This is a genomic window from Legionella stuttgartensis, from assembly GCF_977063405.2.
The window spans coordinates 261,730-282,668 of the sequence record NZ_CDRUHA020000071.1; the positions used below are offsets into that span (position 1 = coordinate 261,730).

Consider the following 20,939-nt stretch of genomic DNA (forward strand, 5'->3'; position numbering starts at 1 on the left):
TCACCGGGACGAGAAGTCAATTAAACCTTTGTCGCAGCACTGACGTAGCTGCAACAAAGGTTTCTGGCTTATGAGACAATGCAAAAACGCGATGAACTACATTTCTGTTTCGAAGGTTCTGTCTGTTCTTGCTCTTCTTTCTCTCCAGCGGCATAAAATCCATATTGGCTTCGCCCAGGAGTGGATAGGCTTGTTTGTGAACTGATCGCAGGGAGCTCAGCAGGCGGAGCTTGTTCGCAGTCTCCCGCATTATCCAAATTTTTGTTTTCTCCCTGTGCTTCTAGTCCCACATTTATTGCAGTTTCGCTGTCTTTAAATGCAATCTCATCAAGACCAAGCTCCCGACAAGCGGATCTGACTCGCTCCGTTACCTCTTCCGGTACCCGTTCAGCTTCATATAAGTCTTGGTGTCTGGCAAAGTACTGAGCGACAATATTCAATAGCGTCTTGGGACTTTCTGGATGGATACATGACCTTACATAATCTTCTCGGGAAAGAAAACCCTGGTTCAATAATTCAATCGTGTGTTTTGCATAATTCAAATAAACAACACCCTCACCTTCAATACTGCAGTCAAAACTTGGCGTTCCACCATCATAGTAGTTTAAATTTAAAGTCATTCCCTTGGGAATAAGGTGCTTATTCTCTGAAAAAAAACTTTTTGTATAATCAAGTGTATGCTTGTGACTATCAAAGACATCAAAAATAATCTCTTCATCAGGATATTTGGCAGCAGCATCAATAGCTGCCTTTTGCATTTGCGCGAACAGTAGTGGTACTTTGTCACGGTCAGAGGGACAATAAGGGTGGTTTGAGCTATCAGGATTTGTGAGATCATTCCCATTTTTCACTTCTGCAAGAGCTTTTGCAAACGCTGTCCCATAGGGAAGGTTATTATAGAGATCTGCTAATAGAAAAGAATCGAAGATGATATCTAAATCGTTGCAAACAGTCTCAATTGCAGAAAAAGCAGAGCCTTTGAACCCCTCTTGATATTGATTAGCTAGATCGACCTCATAAGATTGCCTGTTGGAATAAAGAAAAGCATAGACAGAAGTATAGGATTTATTTTGTTCTTTTAATGTATCAAGAAAGGCTTTATTATGCACTAAAACTGCATCGCCTAAATGTTTCGTAAAATTTTGATGATCCGCATGGGTATAACTCATATTAAACAGTCCGTTCTCAATACCAAACGAGATATAGCGTATTGTCATTTTGTTACCTTTAAAAAATTAAATTAGTTAAATGTTAAATTGAGATGAGATTTGATAGTGCATTCACAATCCTAATCACAACGCTCAGTTGGTAAGCGTAAGTGGGTATCACTGAAAGGTATTGATAGGTGTTTAATGCAACTACTCGTTCAAAATGTTGATACAAAAAACTGATTAAACTTAAATATCTATCTCAACAGGAAATCTGCTTATTGATTTTAGTTAAGTTTACCAGCCCTCCATTCAGTACAGACAACTCGTGTAGCTTGTGTCAAGTCAACAGTTTGCTAGTTATCCGATGAATAATTGAATAATGAATAGTGATATATTCTAATAATGTTTTATTAAGGTAATATTAAAATTATGCTCTTATTGTATATTTATTACTCGTAATACATAAAATAGACTCATGACTACTTTAGCTTGGCTTAAATCAATAGTAACCAACTGATGAACAACCTCTTAAAAATAAAAATCATCCTAGTGCATTGATTAAATCAGACCATCCTAGTTCAAATAGCTAAGAAGCATATACTTCATTTCACTCTGAAATTTAAATTTGTATCTATTTTTTTCAATTTTGGAAAACATAAATTTCAAAATTAGTGGATTCTCCTAAATTAACGAATTGGCTAATATTGGCTCAGTTGATATATTTTTTTATATCATTGCCATTAATTGATACAGCTTTATCGCGAGGAAAATCATGCTTTTTGATCAACTACCACTTGAAATGAAAACCAAAATTTTAGAAAAACTTAACACATTCGATTTACAAAAAACCGCTCAAGTCTCAATAGATTTGAGAAGTGAAAGTTTACGTCTACTCCAAACAACTAATAAGGATTATCCAGTTATAAAAAAATTACCTAATACGACAAGTTACTATGCTGTGGGCGAGAAAGTAAACGTTTGTCAATCTTCAAATCCTTGGGATAAAACGTTTCCCTATCAAAAAAAGCGAGAAACAATCCCTGCTAAGGAAATAGAAGCTGCTATTCCAAAAACTGAAAAAATGAAGCTATTTCGTACGCAAAAAGAAGCCCAAGAATATGCAACCCTTACCTTAGAAGAAAGTCATTCTGTAGTAAATCGAATTGCCGCAGTTTTTCAAGTACAATTAAAGGAGTCTTTTGAGGGTATTGTCACCAAGCAATTAGTAACACCAGCGCTATATCATACTTATCGTATGGGGCCTAGTAAAACAGCAATCGAATATGTGTTAGGGGATGTTTCAAATCTCGAGTTCATCTCGGGCCAAGTTTCTAACTATCAACCTGTAGCATTAAATGATAAAAAAGAAGAGAGTTGTGCATGTCTACTCATGTGATAGTTTGCTAAAGATCGATCTACCTCCTAGGAGTTTATTCTGAAAAATGGATATTGATTAATTCCCCCGTCTAGGGGGAGCCTCCCGGACCACAAGAAACATTTGGTAAAGATATATTACTCGCTTCAATTTGTGATTGATTTAAGCATTTCTACCGTATTTTCAGAAATTTGTGATACAATTGCCCTCTAAATAAACATTTTGACCAATGTAAATAATATTATCTCCCCTACACTGATACCCAATAAATAAAGGAAAACAGCATGAGTTTTAAATCGTTAGGTTTAATTGAACCATTACTTCAAGCCCTTAACGAATTAAACTACAAGGAGCCGTCCCCTATTCAAACGCAAGCCATTCCAAATGTATTATCAGGTAAAGACGTTCTTGCTTCGGCACAAACAGGAACAGGAAAAACCGCAAGTTTCGTATTACCTATCTTACAAAAACTCAGTTCAAAACCTCGGGCTAAAAATAATAGAACTCGTGTTCTCATTCTTACACCGACTCGTGAATTAGCAAGCCAAGTACATGAAAGCATCCTTGAATATGGGCGACATCTCTCAATTCGCTCTGCGGTAGTCTTTGGCGGGGTTAAAATTAATCCTCAAATGATGAGATTACGTTCTGGTGTTGAGATTCTGGTCGCCACACCCGGACGTTTGTTAGACTTGCATCAACAACGAGCCATACAATTCGATGAGGTGGATACATTAGTTCTCGATGAAGCTGATAGAATGTTGGATATGGGATTCATTCATGATATGAAACGTATTATTAAACACTTACCCAGAGACCGCCAAAATCTCATGTTTTCAGCAACGTTTACTGATGAAATTCGTAATCTGGTTAAAACCATTCTCAATCATCCTGTAGAAATTGATGTTACACCCCGAAATACAACCGTAGTTAAAATCAAGCAAACAGTCCATCCCGTAGATAAAAGCCGCAAAGCCGCTTTGCTGAGCCATTTGATCCATAAAAACAAATGGGGTCAAACTTTGGTGTTTTCCAAAACCAAACATGGTGCAAACAAATTAGTAAAGCAATTGGCAGATGCACAAATTCATGCAGCGGCAATTCATGGTAATAAATCACAATCCCAACGTACTAAAGCTTTAGCAGAGTTTAAATCGGGGGAGTTACATATTTTGGTGGCCACAGATATTGCTGCTCGAGGCATTGATATTGATCAATTACCTTGTGTGGTTAATTTTGATTTGCCTCAAGTACCTGAGGATTACGTTCATCGTATCGGACGAACGGGTCGCGCTGGTGCTTCAGGATTAGCCGTCTCATTAGTTAGTGCTGATGAGGTCAATCAATTACACGCGATAGAAAAACTAATTCAACGTAAATTAAGCCGTATTGAAATCGAAGATTTTGAACCCAATCACAATGTCCCCCAAACCAATAGTTGTTCAAAACCTAAAAAGCCTGTTCCGGATAACAAAAAGAGAACTACCTCAACGTTTAACAAACCAGGTAAAAAAAGATTTACCAAAAGTGCAGGTAAGAATAGCTCCAAAACTTAGTATAAAAACTTAAGACCGAAATCTAATTTGGAACTATTGAGACATTGTTTGATTGCTTCGATACGAGATATCTTAATTTTTGTAGAAATTTCACTACCTATATATTTCGAAGCGAGTTCTTTTGTATCAATAGATTGGGCTGCTTGAAAAGCTTGGTGTGCTTGCTCTATTGAGGACGAGTTTTGGGTGCATAAAGCAAAAACATGTAAACAATTGTTAAAACGTTCTTTATTTTGAAACGCGCCCATGTTTGTTAGTAGGTCAAATACTCCTTTTTCATCAAGCTCTTGGATCCGGCGGAATTGCGCTAAATGCTTATTGGTTAATAATGCCAAGTCTCGGTACTGACTAGGTACATTGAATTGCTTGCAAAACTTGATTATCTCTTCTTGAGTCAAATTATGCATCAATACAGCGAAACGGATGTGAGCTGAATCTTTATGATCAGCAGCTCGTTGTAAGGCTTTAACACTAATATCTGATATGTTCATATAAGGAAATAAAATACCATCCGCACCACATTTTTTAATCACTTCAAAGAAATTTGACGGATAGGCTCCCATAAGCGCTCTTTCTAGTTCACTCCATATTCGCTCAGTACTTAATTCGCTGACTTTGCCTTCGGCAACCATCTGTTCCATGAGCATTAACGTTTCTTTTGCTACTTGGAAACCTAAACAAGCGGCAAGGCGTGCCGTTCTGAACAACCGAAGAGGGTCTTCAACAAATGCAGGCGATACATGTCGCAATATTTGTTTCTCTAAATCAGTTTTCCCACTATAAGGATCAATCAACGCTCCCAGCTCGCCTTCCTCAACCGGCATAGCCATGGCATTTATGGTCAAGTCTCGCCGTTTTAAATCATCTATTAAAGTAATCGTCGGAGAGATATCAAACTCAAAACCTCCATGCCCATACCCTATTCGCTTTTCGTATCGAGCAAGAGCATATTCTTCTTTGGTTTCCGGATGTAAAAAAACAGGGAAGCTGTTTTCTTCTTGACCATTAGAGACTGGCTTATAGCCCAATGTCAGCATATCTTCTGGAGTAGCACCTACTACAACCCAATCGTTATCTTTTGGTTTAGAACCAAGCAGTTTGTCACGTACTGCCCCACCAACTAAATAAATCTTCATATCGCGTAGAAATATAAAACCTGTTCATAGTTCGAGCATTTTATATTTTTTTGGTTAAAATATCAACAAAATAGGCAATGCTTCGCTAAATCATTAGCAAGCAAAACGGTTTGATACTTCATTCAAAATTGAGTAAATCTTCCTCAGACTTGCAATCTTGGTTAAATAGAGCGAGGATAAAAAAGTTCTCACATACATAAAAATGAATTTATAGGCTGTGACGAAAATGAATCCAATAGAAGAACCTGTTACACAAACAACATCGTCTTATTTTACGTCCCTCTTTGTGGGAGCGCAGATTTTAAGCATAATAGTTGGCGTCGTATTTCTTTTTATTGCGTTTTACATGCTTCGGTCAAGAGAAAAAGAACAAAGACGCATTCAAGATGAATTTTTGTTTTATTTAATCTTGGGACTTTTTTTCATTTTTTTCTTTTTTCTAATCGAATATTTAGCATAACTTGGGCGAAGACATAATTAAGCAGAATCATTTGCAAGCCCCCAACTTTAATAAATTCACTCATGTCACAACTAGAAACTTTAAAATTCATTTTTTCTAATTCTGCTCTTAGTAAATCACAACCAGCTGGAATTATAATATGCTCATTACACACAATGGCATTACACCAAAATTTTCTTACCTCTTGTTCTGTAACATCGATTACTTCAATTGCATTTCTTATTTGATGTTGGGAAGCTTTAGTAAATGCGCCAGGCCACCAAATGACTCTATTCTTATCTATAGGGTGCATTGCTTAACTGATGAAACAATAGGAACTGTAGTTACATCAATGCACACAAGAGCGAAAAAGCAATAATCAAATCAAAACCTGGTTTTAATTTGAGAATGATTCGTTTTATTTAATCGTATGATTTGAAAGAAAATTAGTGGATTTAAAGTTAATCATTTCATTTTTTGATGCATATAGCACTACATCTTTAATTAGAATTGTAGGCATAAAACTCCTCAATGCTATTCCAATTGGATTAATAAAATGACTCAGTCAAGTTGAGACGATATTGATATTATATATAAAAAATAGTTATCAAATAAAAGACATTGAGTAAAACTAATAACTATTTGAATCAGCCAGAATCTAAATTTTGAATATTTTATGGAGTGATGTTTGCTCTACATCTCGCATAGGATTATGCTTGGAGAAATATAAATAAAAAGAAATAAGTGGATCTTCATCGGGAGAGAAGGATGCAAGGACAAACCAATCTTCGAAGCTCATGCCGAAGATTGTTTTTTTTAATATTCATAGGTTATGCAACTTCATCCGCAGCTATTGAGCCCACCCTAGCCAATCAGCCTCCAACGGTAGGTAATTTTTCTTTAGCAACATCACAACAACCAGGCCCATTTTTTTCTTTTGGTCAAAATATTGTTGATAAAAATCAATTAATTGTTTCATTTAATCCCGATTATTTATTTAGCCAGTCTCAACAGATTTTAGATATAACACCCTCCCTACTTTATGGAATTACAGACACGGCTTCTTTATTACTCACGCTACCTGTTGTTTCGAGTTATAAAAATAACAATCAAAATTTGTCGGGTATAAGTGATTTTGAGCTTGATTTAGAATATGCTTTTTATAATCACGACAACTCAAAATATTCAGATCAAGCCACTATTATTTTTTCTCCTACCTTCCCTATCAGCAATTTAAATACAATTTCTAAAAAGCTTGATCCAAGTAGACGTGTATCCGGATTTTCAAAAAAAAATGGTCCTTCTAGTTTCGATGCGATGACCTATTTCATTGGAGCGACTTACTCTCGTACTCTAATTGATTGGTATAGTTTTATTGCACCAGGAGTTTTATTTATCAGTAAACAGGATTCTATTCAGCAAGGCACACAGTATTATTATAATTTGGGAATAGGACGTAATATCAAAAGCGTGGAAAAAAAATATATATTTTCAGGATTGCTCGAATTTAATGGTGAGTATAGTGATAAAACCAAATTGGGCCCGCATGTTGTTCCTAATACAGGAGGAAATATTATTTATGCGACTCCTTCGCTCTGGTTTTCTACACCCAAACTAATTGCTCAGGTTGGTATTTCTTTACCTGTTTCTCAATATTGGTATGGCACTCAGAGTAATATCTCTTACTATGCAAGTAGCATAATCACGTGGACTATTCTTTAAAAATTTTTAGCAAAAATGATTTTAGGCTAGATCATCTATTGTTTCATGTAGAAAACTCAAGTTAAAAAAAATCCTATATCTTTTATGACTTTGATTTTATTACAAATCAATAGAGCCTATCAAAGTTACATCCGTTCATAAATATTCATTTTAATGTCCCTTGAAACACACATTGTATGTAAAAAAACCGTAAAGAATAATCATATTTATTTAAAAAATGTAAATGCTTAAACAGTGTTAATACTGCCTTAATTTTGATCACTTAAAATGCCAGTTACTCATCCGTAAAATCTAGTTAAAGAGGTAAATTATGCAATCAAAATATCAAGGTGATATGGGGTTTGATTTTGACCCTGATGATAACCAAGAAGTAAATAAAGAGGAGAGTCGAAGTATTGGTGAGCAAACTGCGACAAATGAGCTTAAAGACAACGTTACTTCGGAAACTAACATATCAGAGAGCCCAGAAGTCAGCGGAATACCTATACAAGAATATTTCGACACAGATTATAACAAATTCGACACAGATTATACTCAAAAAGAACAAGAGTCACAAAGTTACTCTGCAGAATCAACAAGCTCTTATGAAAGTGATAGCAGTATCCCCTCAACCAGCAGTTCAGAAAAAAATAGCGATCCCTGGGCAGGAGCTAAACTTCTATTAACACCTATTACTTTTATCGCAAATATTATTTCTACTCCCTTCAGCGCATTGAAAAATACAGATTCTAGTACCGAAAAGCAATTATCAACCGATGAGATTACTCCAGAACCAGTAATCGATGATAATTTTGATGGAGTAGACTATCAGGAGCATCAAAAAGATGTTGGCTCAACAAATAAAATTTTAGGGGCCATGATTGATACGGTAAAAGGGGCTGCACAAACAAATATCGAAGAATGCAAAAAACACAAGTTTCAATATCCAGAAAGAGAGAAACTTCATAATAAAACAGGTGGTACAGAGAATATTGAAATGGTAGGTGTCAATGTCTTTCTCGATAAAAGTGGGAAACCATTATTACCAGGTGCACGTAAATCGTTAAAGCAACACGCTAACGCAAAGCAAGAATCATTAAAGGAAAATAACTCAGAAATTCATCCTCCTAGTGAAGCAACTTCTCATGCGTTAAAAGAATTTGATATTGCTCATGAATTTGGCAAAGGTGAGGATGAATATGATCTAGCAGGCAGCTTAATTCATAAAGGAAAAGGGATTGTTGAACTAGTTGCTCTTGATTTGGAACCAATTCAGGGAGGCATCACTTCTCAACCTGGTTTTGTTCCTGACTCTGCCACCATAATAAGTAAAATCAGGGAACGTGAAAAGGCGCTTAAAAAGGACAGTACACCAACTATTAGTACAACCACTACTGAAAATGTTGAAGAAGGTTCAAATGATCTTTCATCTGTAAAAAAAGTATAGGTAGATAATCATCTAATGAAGACTTTTTAAGTCTTCATTAGATTTGTACGAACATATAACTACTGTGAGAAAGCGCTCATTAGGCCCAACCATTATCGATTTGAAAAGTCATTTGTGGTAATAAATTTTTCACTATGCTAACATAATGACACGCTGTGGATGTAATTAGTATAGGAGGAATTGACTATGGACGACGCGTTTGGCGATCCAAATATTGTAAGTGAAGTTCAAAACTCTCTCTCAGTTAGGGAAGCCCCTCCGCTATTAGAATCGGATAGTGAATCAGGAATTCCTGCGATTGATTATTTTGATACCGATTATAATCAAGTAGACATTGAACTTCAGGAAGCATATGAAAGTTCGCCTAGCTTTTACGAAACAAATAACAGCGATGAGGAACATTCATCTAATTTAAGTAGTAATGAACGCAATAAAACCGAACCTCGGACCTTTAATTCATTACTTACTCCAATTAATTTCGTTTTAAATTTTGCCGCAACTCAATTCACAGCTTTGAGAAGTGCTGTTTCAACTCGTTTAGATTTAACCCACCCTCAACTAGAAGAAGATGGTCCCGAATCATCTGACTTGACTTCATCAAAAAAAATTATGACATCTCTTGTGAGCCCACAAGCTCCTTCTTCTGAGAAAACCTTTACAACCCAAGATGAGATCTTAGATGAAGTTGGTGCATCCGCTGATGAAAATGGGATCTGCTCTCCAGTTGTTAACTTATATTTTGAGAAAAAATTAGGTTTTCGAGATGATAGCTTTATGAAAGGTAGCGCTGATCATATTTATGAAACAGCTATTAAAGAAAAATTACACCAAGTTGAATTAATTCATCAGGGAAAAGACGGTTTGCATGCGGTATTTGTAGATCATAATATTCCTTATAAGAAAACACAGGTTAAAGCAAGTGAAAGTGAAAGTGAGGAAACAGTGAAAGCGTTGCTCGAGGATTACGATCAGGTATTAATCACTTATCCAACAGTCCGTAAAGACGGAGAACGAGATAGGCACCAAATTTATATGGAAAAAATTGGGAGTACTCGATGTTCTCGTTTTGATGTCAATAAGCAAGGCGGTGTCGAAGAGATGCCCTGTACGCTGTTTTACCAAAAACTTGCCAAAAAAATTGCTAAAGCACATGATGAACATGATGCTGAGGAAGTAATCATAGCAGGAATAAAAAAGTAAAGTCCAAAGGGGGTATTTCGCCCCTTTTGCATCATAATCATAATCCCGTCTAATATAATTCCCCTCAGAATATCCATAATCTAGAGTTCAAAAAAAATGTTAATTAACAGTTGAAGATTCACTACCTAAAGTATTCTAAAATAATATGAACAATAAGGAGATTATAGGGATAACTAATGGATAAAGGAAAAATCATTCTATTAAATGGCTCCTCAAGCAGTGGGAAAACGAGTACGTGTCGCGCGTTACAGGACATGATGGAGGAACAATATGTCTTGCTCGGTCTTGATGTTTATTCACAAGCAACGCCCCCAAAACAAAACAATATGGCCACTATTGAGTCGAGGTATTTTTCAGCTGAAAAATACCTCAAGGACGGCTTGGAGTACTATAATATTTCGACAGGCCCCCTTTTGGATAAAGTTATCTGTGCTTCATTTTCTTCGATCGCTGCTTATCTTGACGTAGGTATTAATGTAATCTCCGATCAGCTTTTTTGGAGCCCTTTATGGTTTCAAGCAGCATTGAATGCTTTTATTCCTTACAAAGTTTTTTTTGTAGGTTTATTTGTTTCTGATGCAGAAGGTCTCCGTCGTGAATTACAACGAAGTCAAGCCGCTGGCGCTCATGACATCCAAGGAAACGGTCGGCCAGGAGGATGGAATCGTACGAGTGCATTAGTCACTCATCAAAATATGATCTATGATTTTTCAATAGACAATACGCACCTTTCAATTCAAGAAACCGCAAAAAGGATCAAAGAAGCTTTTGAGGCCACTTCAAATCCTACGGCATGGAAGAATCTTCATGAAATTTTCAAGCAAGAGTGTAATTTCACGCAAAATTGAGCGTTCAATTCAGCTCAATTTCTCTCGTTCTCTACTCACGGGGTTTAATAAATCCGATTTAGGTACAACATGATAAAGCGCTCTTAAATCAGTGATGGGAGTTTCAGCGACATCCCAAATATTCCATCCTTTAGAATACAAATTAATTTGCATTTGCGAGCCTCGATACCATGCCTCCCAAAACTCATAGGGATTAACGTCTACCTGAGAGGAGCCTGCAAGTTCATTGATCTTGATACCTAAGTAAAAAGAATATAGAACCGGAATAACGTGACCATCAATTGAATTTTTTTCCAACATTGTTGAAGTAAATACAGATACCAAGAGTTCACCATAAGGACTTGTATCATATTCACTTAAAACATGAAGTGAGTCATGGGGCATGATAAACTCATAATTAGCACCCTCCTCTTCGCCTGGGAATTTGTAATGATTCGTTTTAAACTGCATCCAAATATGATGACCAAAACTTTCTTCGGGTAAGTGACGAAGAGCCTCGTAACGTTGAGCAAGTTGAGGATTCTTTTTGTCGCCACGATAAGGAAAAAGCCAGTTTTCAATATCTTTTTCATTTTGAATATTTGGAAAAATATCAAAACTTTCAAGATTCTTACGCATAATATCTTTAATAAGCCACTGAAAATCTCCTTCCAAGGTTTTCTTTAATTGGTTTAGGTAATGTGGATAAATATTGACAGCCTTCGCATAATCAAAAACAGTTAGAATTTTTTCGCCATCAATGGTTTTATCCATCAAGGCCGTGACCACTAAAAAACGTAATACATATTCTGCTTTTCTCGCATCAGGGAAAACTTGGGCAAAACCTAAAAGTGGTGTGTCAATTAGATGTGTTAATTGCAATTCATCTGTATGGCCAAATACCTGAGAATATACCGCATTAAGGGATGATTGTTGTAGTGGTGTTAATGACTGTTTCCCCTGAGCCGTAGCAACATCTTTCATAGCAGATAAAAGATAAAAAATTTCTTTAATTTGTAATCCCACAATTATTCCTCAGCGCCGAACTCCCTTTGTTAAGGGAAAACGATTTTAGAACTCTATAATTAAAGTTTATCATATGATGGGTTAAAAAATATCCACCACTGAGTTGGAAAATAAGTTAGATAATCACTCTATTAGTATAAGCAAAGTGAAATGTCGTGGACCTAGGAATTCTTAAACGCTCATTAAATAAAGAATTTAACCATAATTGTAAAATAATACTCGAAACAAATGGGCAAAATGTAGTAAAATTGTGCAAGTCTTTTTAATATGTGGGATACTTCTTTGGAATCGATTGATATTGAAAAAAGTTTACAGGCCTTAGAAGCGCGTGTGTCTATGGTTGAAAAAATTAATGGCATGACCTCGACTACATCGAAACAATCTAGATCTATTAAAGATAAAAGAAGTACACAAAAATCAACATCTAAACCCATGTCGGGCAATTGGTTGGGGCTTGTAGCTTCCGTTTGTTTTATTCTAGCAGCGTGTTTCATAGTAAAATTATCAATTGAATCGGGATGGTTGACTCATGAAAAACAACTTGGAGTGGCTACATTATTTGGAATGGCATTATTTACAGGTGGAATCATTATTTCCAGTGCCGATCGAATCTATGCTTGTTTTTTACCAGCTGCAGGAGCAACGGTACTCTATTTAACTTGTTTTGCCGCATATCAGTATTATTTGCTTATCTCATTCCAAACGGTTATCGCCATATCAACGATTATCTCAGGGGTTTCTATTTGGTTTTATTTACGATTTAAGCATGATATTTATGCGATCGTTGCGGCCTTAGGCGCATACATCGCCCCCCTTGTTGCTGGAGTTGAGAATAACGCTATATTTTCTTTGTATTATTTCACAATTTGTTCGTTGAATTTTGCAACACTTGCTATTTGGGTGGAGTCACGTACGTTAACCATGATTTCAGCTTATTTGGCCATATCAATAACAGCAATAGTTGGGCTAAAACTTCATCAAGATGTGTTAATTGCTACGGCACTCGTTATTAATTTTCTAATCTACTCCATTGGCACTTTATTTCATACGCAGTTGACTAAAAAACATCTTACAGAGAAAGAGTCTTGGAGTCTGTTCCCAGTATTATTAATCTTTTATGCAATGGAATATTATTATCTCAGTCGTATTGACCCCACTTTGGCTTCTTGTGTTTCCTTAGCTTCAGCGGCTCTTTTAGTCGGGCTTTATTACTCAGCTAAAAGATGGTTTCCTGAGCGTCGTTTTAATAGTCGGAATGTATTGCTAACCTTTGTAACACTTGTTTGCTTTCATTCGATTTATCTTGGCCTTCTGCCCTTAAGTTTAAAACCATGGCTTTTTGCTGCAATCGTTTTTGGGTGCACCTTTTTCTATGCAAAAATCAAACAGATTCAATGGAGTATTCCCTTTTTAATTCCATTTGTGGCGCTCTCTGCTATTTTGGGGATTGAATACCTCAGTATATTAAGTCACTTAATTAGCAGTAAAGAGCTATCCTGGTCTGTAGTGGCTGGCGCTTCTTTTGCCAGTATTTGGTTTTTATTAATCCAAAATTACCAGGAATTAGCTAAAAAAGAAGAGTATTGCTATGTTTTGTTGGCAGCTTCTCATCTCCTTGCGATTATGAGTCTTTACCAGTTAACCATTGAATACAGTACATTGGCTGTATCTGCGTCCTGGCTTGCATACGTACTTATCATATTGCGAGTTTCAACTCTGAGAAACGATGTGCTTATTGCAAAATCGACCCTTCTCGTTTTATTTTTTGCTGCAGGTAAAGCATTACTTTATGATGCCTCATCAACACCAACAATTATTCGTACCTTATCTTTAATTCTTACCGGTGTTGTTTTATATGCATCGGGGCTTTTGATTAGGAAAAAAACAAACTGGAAAAGTACGCTAGTTTAAGACCAATGGATTATCTTGATTAGACTAACTGCAAAGGAATGCTTGAGTAATAAAAAATGTCGTATTTATTCCCACAATCCAAATAGTTGCTTTCATGAGTAGCTCTATGTAATATAAAAGTCCATGATTATCAGTTTTTTGCTATTTTCTGCATTTTATTTTTTGGCCTGAATTAAAAATCGAGAATCTATATATGCATATTGAGTTTAGCCTATTAAGGCTTTTACATGTTTTTGACTATCAAAAACCCAACGGAGAACCATGTCCTCTAGAGTTGTTTCGGAATAAAATAAATCCAATTGAGTTTTCAACGTGTATGCGTCATCTCTATCTATTCTCTGTCGAACAATTAGGAATGGATGGCGAATATTACAACGAACTACTGATGAAGTTGAGAACGCCTCGGTTACATCAGAAGTTACCGCATATAGAGGCACTGGAAGGAGCCGACGTCTATCGTTTTCTTTTATTTTGGGCCATTGGAGGATTAAATAAAAAGAAACCGTTTAATGATGAACGTATTTTAGGTGATCTGAGGAAAATGAGCAGAAGCTATGAGGTTTCCACATCACCTTATAAGAGAGAAACGTGGAGACAAAATCAAGCTGTTGTTCAAGCGTTACTAACAGATGCAAAATACTTATTAAAATTAACCAAAATTGAAATGCCTTTAGAAGAAAAGAAAAAACTTCTAACAACGGTATGCGCTCAATGTGCCTGGGTCAGAGAGAATGGCTTTTTTGATATCACTCCACGCATTGACTATGCTTCATTTCTTCATCCAAAAGAAATGTGTGTTCACCTTTATGGAACCCTCGAAATAAAACGTAGAAAACTCCATACAGAATTGGATAAAATTTCTTTAGATAAAAAATCGCTGCATTTTCTATTTTCACAGACTGTTGAGCAATTACAAAATAAACTAAAAAAGATTGATCAACTCCAAGCACTTTTAATACGTGAAGAACCCTCTTTAGTCCCCAGTGAGGGATTGGAGGAAACAACCCCCGTGAGTAGTATGAGTGGGAACCAAGTCATATAAATTGGATTCGTTTTACTTCTATGAAACACTATTTTTTATTGTGCAAGAAATCGTTGTTCCAATAATTTTTTTCATTCAATTTAAGTCGATTTAATGTAATCAAACTGAGTAAAGCAATTAAGCACAGCAAGTGCATAAAAGAATAAGCATCTGTGATACCGATAACACTGGTAATAAAACTGAATAAAGCAGAACAATTAAATTGGCAGAATAACGTTAACGCCAAAGCTAATGCCATTTGCTTGGGGAATGGACGTACAACTGCAGAAGTTGCACTGGCAACAATAAAACCAGTACCAAAATAATAGATCATCATTGGTATCACAAAACAAAGATAAACCATATCCGAAAATAAATGTGACATCCACATTAAACCCGCTGAGAAAGCAAAAAAATAAACGCCGCATGCGGTCAATTGTCTACTGGTGTAATGTTTAACTAATAGGCCACAACACGCAGTTCCTAATAAATGCATTATGGCCATAGCTGTCTTTGCAAGTCCATATTGGGTGGACGTCCATTGAGAACCTTTAATTAAAATAAACGATGCTGAAGTATTGAAAGCGGATTCACCTGCCATCATTAACGCTGAAATGAATAAGTACCCCACAAAAATAGGATGACGGAAAAAGGTAGTTATTATTTTTTTAAAATTCAAACTTATTGAATCATTAGATTTGGTCTCTTTCATACCGATACTTAGAGGAAGGAGAAAAAGAGCATACAGGGCAATAATTATTGATGCAGTCTGCCAACTCCAATGGTTATTAATTAAGCCTCCCAAAAAAGGTAAAAAGCAGATAAACAGACCTCCAAAAGTGAACAACCAAGCAAAATATTTTGTTGCATGCTGTTCATCATAGGTATCGTTAATCATTGCTCTTCCCATGAGCAAAGTCGCTCCTACAGCCAATCCCTGAACAAATCGGCAAAACAATAAAATACCAATAGAAGAGCTCCATGCCGCAAGAAAATTAGAGATCAAATACAAAAATAAACCTGAAATAAATATCAGTTTTCTTCCATAACGTTCGGAAAGCATTCCCCATAAGACCATACTTAATGCTTTACCCAATAAAAAAATACTAATTGTTAATTGAGCAATATTGGGTTCCACTTCGAAATATTCAGCTAATCTAGGTAAAGCTGGAGCAAGGAAATGAATATCAAGATTTCCAAAAAACCAGGTAAGCAATATGGCTAGAAGCATTTTATTGGTCATAATGTTCTGTCAGGGTAAGTATTAGAGATATGTGGCAAAAGATTGATAAAAACTCCATGAAGCCACAGCACGAAAAAAGCAAATAAACCATAAAGACCAGCATTAATCACAAAAAGCGTTGAATAAGAAAGCCAATTTAGCAGTAGACCGCCTAATAACAAACCAATGAGATTACCTAGTTTGGCAAACGAATTCGCTAAACCAAGTGCATAGCCCGGTAAAGAATAACGATCACTTAAAAGCGCAAATAATGCAGGTAATAAAGCAGCTAACACAACGCCCCATAGAATGCGAATAAAGGCAAAAAAAATAAGGTTGCTTATGCATGCTTGACATAGCATAAGAATGAAACCTAACACACTGTAATGAATTAAATAACGATGAACTAAAGACGGATCAGACCTGCATCGATCGAACTGACGGCCACACCATTCCGAACTCAACAGCATACCCGCCGCAGGAAAAGAATAAAGTAAGCCGATAAAAATTAAATTATGAGAAAACGAATCATTAATAAATAAAGATAATCCCGGATCAGGTAAAAATTTAATGATTTGAGTTAAGGTAATTAAAAAACACAGCGCGTATATAGGCTTCGAGTCTACGTTCAACGTATCGGTTTTATGACCTAAATTTTTACTTTCAGGTTTTGGGCTGGCTGGCAAGTAATAGTGCATAACAAGTGTGATAGTGAAACAAATAACCGTTGCTACTTCATATAATCCTTGATAATTAGTCGCTGTTAAGATTAGGCCTCCTGTGAACCCTGCCAAAGTTGTAGCAACCGCCTTTGCTGATTGTAAGCGTGACAACTGTCGACTTTTATGGTGCCATTCACAAAGACTTAACGAATAGGTTTGCATGGATACAATAAAACCAGCAAAAGCGCCCTGAACAATACGAATGATTAAAATCCAATTAAGGGAATTCACAAAGATCATACTCAATTGGGTAAATACCAAAGCCCACGCTGCACGCATAAGCATGGGCTTATAGCCATAACGATCCGCAGCAAGCCCCCAAATTGGTGTCATAATGATATTGGCAAGCATAGGAAATACCAAACTGAGCATGCTATAGAATACAGCACTCTGCATCGATATCTCCCCCTGCGATGCAATCAATAACGATAAAAAAGGATTCGTCATTTCTAAAGCCAAAATCATAAAAAATTGACTTATTAAAAGAAGCGATTGTATTGATTTAGGCATAAGCTCTGCTCAAAGGATTTCGAATCATAGAAAAAAGATCTTGGCTTTGATTTTCATGGAGTCGCATAGCAAGCAAACATTTTTGCTGCCAGGGCTGAACAAGCAATTGCTGTCGATACCAATGATGTATTCGGGGCTCAATCTCTGTTCGCAATTCCTCTAACAGATGATCTAGAATTTGTCTTACTTTTCGCCAGAGCATTGCCTTAGAAAGCTTATAATCCACACTCAAGCAATCAATCCCATAAGCCAAATTACTCAGTAAATTACCATGTATGAATTTATTGGTCAGCTCATTTAACCCAGAGCAGGTTATTGTGGAGTCTGGATGTAGTGCTGGTTTAGCCACCTTATCATAGAATGCGTGACTACAAATTTTTATACCTCCCAAATCACGCAGTACCAAACCAGAAGGACGATTTGCCTGAAAAATAACTAAAGTGTTTTGTTGGTGAGCCTCTAAAGCAATTCCATAACATAATAATAAATGCAGCTGGCTCGCTAAAATGCAGCGACAATAGTCCATAAAATAATCTACTGGATTACTTTGGTTAAGTTCGATGAGCTCACTTAATAAGGATCTTTGGCTCAGAGGTGAGCGTTTAAAAAGAGACGCAAGCGGCACAAGTTTTTGATTTAATCGAATCCATTGTAAAGGATTTTCACGAACTATAAGACCGAAATGTTTTTTTTCGTCATTAGGAATAGATGAATGTATTGCGTTGATCCCTGCTAAATCACGAGCTAAAAATAATTGCCCCTTATAATATTGATTTTGTGTAAGTAACTCATTGATCCATTGCGAGAGTGTAGACGAGTTACTTACCGAGGCTGGAGAAACAGTACGTAAAGATGAAGTAGTATGTACACCCACCGCTAATTTAAGATGAGGACCATGTTTTTCAAGCGGCATCATAGTACGAAATGACATCGATGGTTTGGTTTGTTGGTGCACTGGATTGATTATAAATTGATTTTCCTCGAATATAGATTTTGTTACTGTTTGTAATTTATTAGTCCATTGCCAGGGATGAATAGGAAATGGATAATAATCATCGGGGTTCAATTTTTTTAATCGTAACGCCTCACTCCACAAGCTGTATTCCTTGGGAAAATGATTGCTGAACAGCCAGTGAAAAGCGGACTTTGATGTTGAAATAAATGCAAGTGAATGGTGAATGGCAGCCCACCCAATTGTGACTTCGGAATTAAATTCCGGAGAATATTGCACAACCTCTTTACGATTAAACCCTATTTTGGCACGAAAGTTGGGATGAGATGGATGCCCCATGCAACCCCATTGTTCTAAAAAATTAAGTATTTGCTGTTGGCTTGAGTGTTCGATTAACCAAGACCATAAATTTGTATATCCCTTTGCCTGTTGCCGGATTGTTTTATGCCATTGATACTGATAAGCAAGAGCCAAGGCTTGATTTGCAATACTTTCATTTAACTCTTCATGTAATGAGTGCCAATATTTGAAATGAGTTTGTTGATTTTGAGAATAAATTTTCAGGAGATCAAGATAAGTAGTAATGGATGGACTCATTACTTTTTTATCAATTAATCCTTCTGAAATCGCAGATCTTCTTAGTCGATTAAAACACTGTTGATAAGAAGCGACAAGAAAATGCCCCATTTGTTTGGATGAAATAGGAAAATCAGTATTCGTTAATAATGAACGTAATTGGTAATTGAGTTCATTAGCATGAGTATTCGATAAAATCATACACACCACCCTCTTTATTGTCTTTCGATTACAGTTGTTACTCTTAGAAACAACGTTCCAATTGCCGATTTGCTCAGAACAACAAAATGAGAATCATTATCATTTGCAATATAAACGATAATGATTCTCATTTGCAATAGTTGATCGATTTTTTTGTGGTTAAATAAAGAAGATGTTGTAAGGAGCTAGAAATTTAAAATAAGCTGTAGTGCAAATGTATTAACCTTTGCAGATGTTCCCAAAATCATTTTATTTAAACCTGACGCTTGGTCTTTAGAACTGTATTCATAATCTTTAAAATACTGAAATTGCGCAGTTAGATAAGATTTAGGATATGCCGAAAGCCCTACTCCGATTCGTTGTTTAGGTATTCTTAAGGCTAAAGCCTCATAGGAATAATCATAAAATCCAATCAGTTTCATCGGCATTTTTTTTATCGTCACGTCATACCCGCTTTGAATACTAAAGGCTTGAGGCTTGGCCCCTTTTGTATTGTAACTAAGTTCTGTGCTTTGAAATCGATTAAGTGCTGTAACATAGGTCAAATAGCCCCCCATTTTTTTATAGTTCAAATTTATATATGCAGCAAAACCGGGAACTTTGCTGGGCATAGCCCTACCCAAAAAACCACCAAAACCCTTGTTGTATTGTAAAAGCTGGCTTTCGGCTAAAGAAAAAAGATAACTGCCACCGACATCATAATTTCTGTTATGTGTACCTACATTTAAATTGTAATAAGGAAGATTGGATGAGCGGATAGGTGAATAAGGAGAAAATAAAGAGACATTGATGTAATATTCTGCGTCGTATCCCATTACTGCTGCTAATTCATTGGTTTGACCTAAAGCTTTAGTGAGGGGTTTATAAATTAGATCATTTTTGTAGTTGCCAAAAGTAATCCATTTTTTTCCTCCCTCAAGATACCAATGTGAATTGGGATTTTTAAATTCGTTATACAGTTGATCAATATACAATTGAGGATTAATAGGAGTGGGCAAGGTATTATAAATTAATAATCCTTTCACTTTACTCCAATCGTTCATCTGCAATTCAGAACCTAGTTTAACATTTGATAATTGCTGGTTAAGTAAATATCTTCCCCCCTGAACTGCCGAGTTGGTCGCATTAAAGTATACATGGCCCTCATAAGTAAATCGTTTAGGATGCCATTCAAATAGTGCGGATTTTGCAAAAATGTTAAATGACACCAGCAAAAAAGCCGCAAAAGTTGCAATTATTTTAATCATAATGAATAAGAATATTGAAAATCAGCCTACATCCTAATTGATAATGATAATCATTATCAATTAGGATGAGCAAAAATAGATCTGCTTTTCTCAAACAGTTAAAGGAAACATTTATCTATAAGTATTGATTTTTCTTTACTGAGATTTAGATTTTAAAGGAAGCTACTGTAGCAAAACTTAAATTTGACGCTTTAGAAATTGATAAAGAACGAGCATCCAAAGTCGCTTTAAATAGTTTCTATAAGAAAGTCGGTCCAAAAAACAGCTTCGAAGTAAAAGTTGACAATCTAAGTTATGATTATGGTAATGGCTCTTCACCAACCACTGTTCTCAAAGGCTCTATAGGCCTAGATCTCACCAAGTTCTTAACCCAAGAAGAGAGCAATCAACTAATTCCTAGTGCCATGGAATTTTTACGAGAACTTGTAAAAAGCTATACTCAAGAATACGGTGATGCGATTTTTATCAAGGGTGTTGTTACTTCAACAACCAAAGATTCCGATGGAAATTACATCGGTTTAACTGCATTGATCTCAGCCAAAATTGACCTCGACAAACTTCCTGAAGATCTCTCTCGCGAATCAGTTATTATTAGTGATGCGAACGTCGTGGAAATGGACAATTCTTTTTTTGGGAATCTGATTGCAAAGAATAATCCTACACTAAATTATCATTCATTATCGACAGTAAAATAGGTACATTTGAGAATATTTTTTATA

Annotated in this window: 17 protein-coding genes; 9 read left to right on the top strand and 8 right to left on the bottom strand. The window is 36.0% G+C overall.

Annotated features, from left to right (window positions below; all coding sequences use genetic code 11):
• Positions 1–68: 68 nt before the first annotated feature.
• Positions 69–1,217, bottom strand: a complete 1,149-nt coding sequence (locus ACWTEW_RS25810) for a hypothetical protein (protein WP_454780956.1) — start codon at positions 1,215–1,217, stop codon at positions 69–71.
• 706 nt (positions 1,218–1,923) lie between these two features.
• Here ACWTEW_RS25810 and ACWTEW_RS25815 point away from each other — a divergent pair.
• Both ACWTEW_RS25815 and ACWTEW_RS25820 read left to right on the top strand, forming a co-directional pair.
• Positions 1,924–2,547 carry an F-box protein gene (locus ACWTEW_RS25815; RefSeq protein ID WP_454780957.1) on the top strand — a complete coding sequence of 208 codons (624 nt, stop codon included), beginning with the start codon at positions 1,924–1,926 and terminating at the stop codon, positions 2,545–2,547.
• A gap of 263 nt (positions 2,548–2,810) precedes the next feature.
• Complete coding sequence (locus tag ACWTEW_RS25820) at positions 2,811–4,082, top strand: DEAD/DEAH box helicase (RefSeq protein ID WP_454780958.1); 1,272 nt, start codon at positions 2,811–2,813, stop codon at positions 4,080–4,082.
• On the opposite strand, the gene ACWTEW_RS25825 is transcribed toward ACWTEW_RS25820, so the two are convergent.
• Both ACWTEW_RS25825 and ACWTEW_RS25830 read right to left on the bottom strand, forming a co-directional pair.
• Positions 4,079–5,218 (bottom strand): tRNA nucleotidyltransferase/poly(A) polymerase-related protein, encoded by a 1,140-nt coding sequence (locus tag ACWTEW_RS25825; protein WP_454780959.1) that lies wholly within the window; start codon positions 5,216–5,218, stop codon positions 4,079–4,081. The genes ACWTEW_RS25820 and ACWTEW_RS25825 overlap by 4 nt on opposite strands.
• A 422-nt stretch (positions 5,219–5,640) precedes the next feature.
• The gene (locus tag ACWTEW_RS25830) at positions 5,641–5,970 is read right to left on the bottom strand and encodes a hypothetical protein (RefSeq protein ID WP_454780960.1); all 330 of its coding nucleotides are present in this window, start codon (positions 5,968–5,970) and stop codon (positions 5,641–5,643) included.
• Positions 5,971–6,425: 455 nt separating this feature from the next.
• Between ACWTEW_RS25830 and ACWTEW_RS25835 the strand changes: the two genes are divergently transcribed.
• From ACWTEW_RS25835 to ACWTEW_RS25850, 4 genes are all read left to right on the top strand, one after another.
• On the top strand, positions 6,426–7,379 hold the full coding sequence (locus tag ACWTEW_RS25835) for a hypothetical protein (RefSeq protein ID WP_454780961.1): 954 nt from the start codon (positions 6,426–6,428) through the stop codon (positions 7,377–7,379).
• Positions 7,380–7,713: 334 nt separating this feature from the next.
• Positions 7,714–8,805 (top strand): hypothetical protein, encoded by a 1,092-nt coding sequence (locus ACWTEW_RS25840; RefSeq protein WP_483099563.1) that lies wholly within the window; start codon positions 7,714–7,716, stop codon positions 8,803–8,805.
• Positions 8,806–8,991: 186 nt separating this feature from the next.
• Positions 8,992–10,005, top strand: a complete 1,014-nt coding sequence (locus ACWTEW_RS25845) for a hypothetical protein (protein ID WP_454780963.1) — start codon at positions 8,992–8,994, stop codon at positions 10,003–10,005.
• Positions 10,006–10,181: 176 nt separating this feature from the next.
• The gene (locus ACWTEW_RS25850) at positions 10,182–10,853 is read left to right on the top strand and encodes a phosphotransferase-like protein (protein ID WP_454780964.1); all 672 of its coding nucleotides are present in this window, start codon (positions 10,182–10,184) and stop codon (positions 10,851–10,853) included.
• A gap of 9 nt (positions 10,854–10,862) precedes the next feature.
• Here the strand turns inward: ACWTEW_RS25850 and ACWTEW_RS25855 are convergent, their stop codons facing one another.
• The gene (locus ACWTEW_RS25855) at positions 10,863–11,858 is read right to left on the bottom strand and encodes a hypothetical protein (protein ID WP_454780965.1); all 996 of its coding nucleotides are present in this window, start codon (positions 11,856–11,858) and stop codon (positions 10,863–10,865) included.
• 267 nt (positions 11,859–12,125) lie between these two features.
• On the opposite strand from ACWTEW_RS25855, the gene ACWTEW_RS25860 reads away from it, so the two are divergent.
• Together ACWTEW_RS25860 and ACWTEW_RS25865 are read left to right on the top strand one after the other, a co-directional pair.
• On the top strand, positions 12,126–13,769 hold the full coding sequence (locus ACWTEW_RS25860; protein WP_454780966.1) for a DUF2339 domain-containing protein: 1,644 nt from the start codon (positions 12,126–12,128) through the stop codon (positions 13,767–13,769).
• A 193-nt stretch (positions 13,770–13,962) separates the two neighbouring features.
• Positions 13,963–14,811, top strand: coding sequence for a hypothetical protein (locus tag ACWTEW_RS25865; protein WP_454780967.1), 849 nt, complete (start codon positions 13,963–13,965; stop codon positions 14,809–14,811).
• 28 nt (positions 14,812–14,839) lie between these two features.
• On the opposite strand, the gene ACWTEW_RS25870 is transcribed toward ACWTEW_RS25865, so the two are convergent.
• The 4 genes from ACWTEW_RS25870 to ACWTEW_RS25885 all read right to left on the bottom strand — a co-directional run bounded on the left by ACWTEW_RS25870 (position 14,840) and on the right by ACWTEW_RS25885 (position 20,220).
• Complete coding sequence (locus ACWTEW_RS25870; protein WP_454780968.1) at positions 14,840–16,033, bottom strand: MFS transporter; 1,194 nt, start codon at positions 16,031–16,033, stop codon at positions 14,840–14,842.
• Positions 16,030–17,244 (bottom strand): MFS transporter, encoded by a 1,215-nt coding sequence (locus ACWTEW_RS25875; protein ID WP_454780969.1) that lies wholly within the window; start codon positions 17,242–17,244, stop codon positions 16,030–16,032. The genes ACWTEW_RS25870 and ACWTEW_RS25875 overlap by 4 nt, the downstream gene beginning before the upstream one ends.
• The gene (locus ACWTEW_RS25880; protein ID WP_454780970.1) at positions 17,237–18,973 is read right to left on the bottom strand and encodes an IucA/IucC family protein; all 1,737 of its coding nucleotides are present in this window, start codon (positions 18,971–18,973) and stop codon (positions 17,237–17,239) included. The genes ACWTEW_RS25875 and ACWTEW_RS25880 overlap by 8 nt, the downstream gene beginning before the upstream one ends.
• A 185-nt stretch (positions 18,974–19,158) precedes the next feature.
• Positions 19,159–20,220 carry an LbtU family siderophore porin gene (locus ACWTEW_RS25885; RefSeq protein ID WP_454780971.1) on the bottom strand — a complete coding sequence of 354 codons (1,062 nt, stop codon included), beginning with the start codon at positions 20,218–20,220 and terminating at the stop codon, positions 19,159–19,161.
• 404 nt (positions 20,221–20,624) lie between these two features.
• Here ACWTEW_RS25885 and ACWTEW_RS25890 point away from each other — a divergent pair, with 404 nt between their 5' ends.
• Positions 20,625–20,915 carry a hypothetical protein gene (locus ACWTEW_RS25890; protein WP_454780972.1) on the top strand — a complete coding sequence of 97 codons (291 nt, stop codon included), beginning with the start codon at positions 20,625–20,627 and terminating at the stop codon, positions 20,913–20,915.
• The last annotated feature ends 24 nt before the right edge of the window (positions 20,916–20,939 follow it).

Excerpts from the sequence above, each read along its gene's own strand:
- ACWTEW_RS25850 (WP_454780964.1), top strand. The coding sequence starts at position 10,182 with ATGGATAAAGGAAAAATCATTCTATTAAATGGCTCCTCAAGCAGTGGG.
- ACWTEW_RS25885 (WP_454780971.1), bottom strand. The coding sequence starts at position 20,220 with ATGATTAAAATAATTGCAACTTTTGCGGCTTTTTTGCTGGTGTCATTT.
- ACWTEW_RS25870 (WP_454780968.1), bottom strand. The coding sequence starts at position 16,033 with ATGACCAATAAAATGCTTCTAGCCATATTGCTTACCTGGTTTTTTGGA.
- ACWTEW_RS25890 (WP_454780972.1), top strand. The coding sequence starts at position 20,625 with ATGGAATTTTTACGAGAACTTGTAAAAAGCTATACTCAAGAATACGGT.
- ACWTEW_RS25840 (WP_483099563.1), top strand. The coding sequence starts at position 7,714 with ATGGGGTTTGATTTTGACCCTGATGATAACCAAGAAGTAAATAAAGAG.
- ACWTEW_RS25820 (WP_454780958.1), top strand. The coding sequence starts at position 2,811 with ATGAGTTTTAAATCGTTAGGTTTAATTGAACCATTACTTCAAGCCCTT.
- ACWTEW_RS25865 (WP_454780967.1), top strand. The coding sequence starts at position 13,963 with ATGCATATTGAGTTTAGCCTATTAAGGCTTTTACATGTTTTTGACTAT.
- ACWTEW_RS25815 (WP_454780957.1), top strand. The coding sequence starts at position 1,924 with ATGCTTTTTGATCAACTACCACTTGAAATGAAAACCAAAATTTTAGAA.
- ACWTEW_RS25880 (WP_454780970.1), bottom strand. The coding sequence starts at position 18,973 with ATGATTTTATCGAATACTCATGCTAATGAACTCAATTACCAATTACGT.
- ACWTEW_RS25830 (WP_454780960.1), bottom strand. The coding sequence starts at position 5,970 with ATGCACCCTATAGATAAGAATAGAGTCATTTGGTGGCCTGGCGCATTT.
- ACWTEW_RS25845 (WP_454780963.1), top strand. The coding sequence starts at position 8,992 with ATGGACGACGCGTTTGGCGATCCAAATATTGTAAGTGAAGTTCAAAAC.
- ACWTEW_RS25810 (WP_454780956.1), bottom strand. The coding sequence starts at position 1,217 with ATGACAATACGCTATATCTCGTTTGGTATTGAGAACGGACTGTTTAAT.
- ACWTEW_RS25860 (WP_454780966.1), top strand. The coding sequence starts at position 12,126 with ATGTGGGATACTTCTTTGGAATCGATTGATATTGAAAAAAGTTTACAG.
- ACWTEW_RS25875 (WP_454780969.1), bottom strand. The coding sequence starts at position 17,244 with ATGCCTAAATCAATACAATCGCTTCTTTTAATAAGTCAATTTTTTATG.
- ACWTEW_RS25825 (WP_454780959.1), bottom strand. The coding sequence starts at position 5,218 with ATGAAGATTTATTTAGTTGGTGGGGCAGTACGTGACAAACTGCTTGGT.
- ACWTEW_RS25835 (WP_454780961.1), top strand. The coding sequence starts at position 6,426 with ATGCAAGGACAAACCAATCTTCGAAGCTCATGCCGAAGATTGTTTTTT.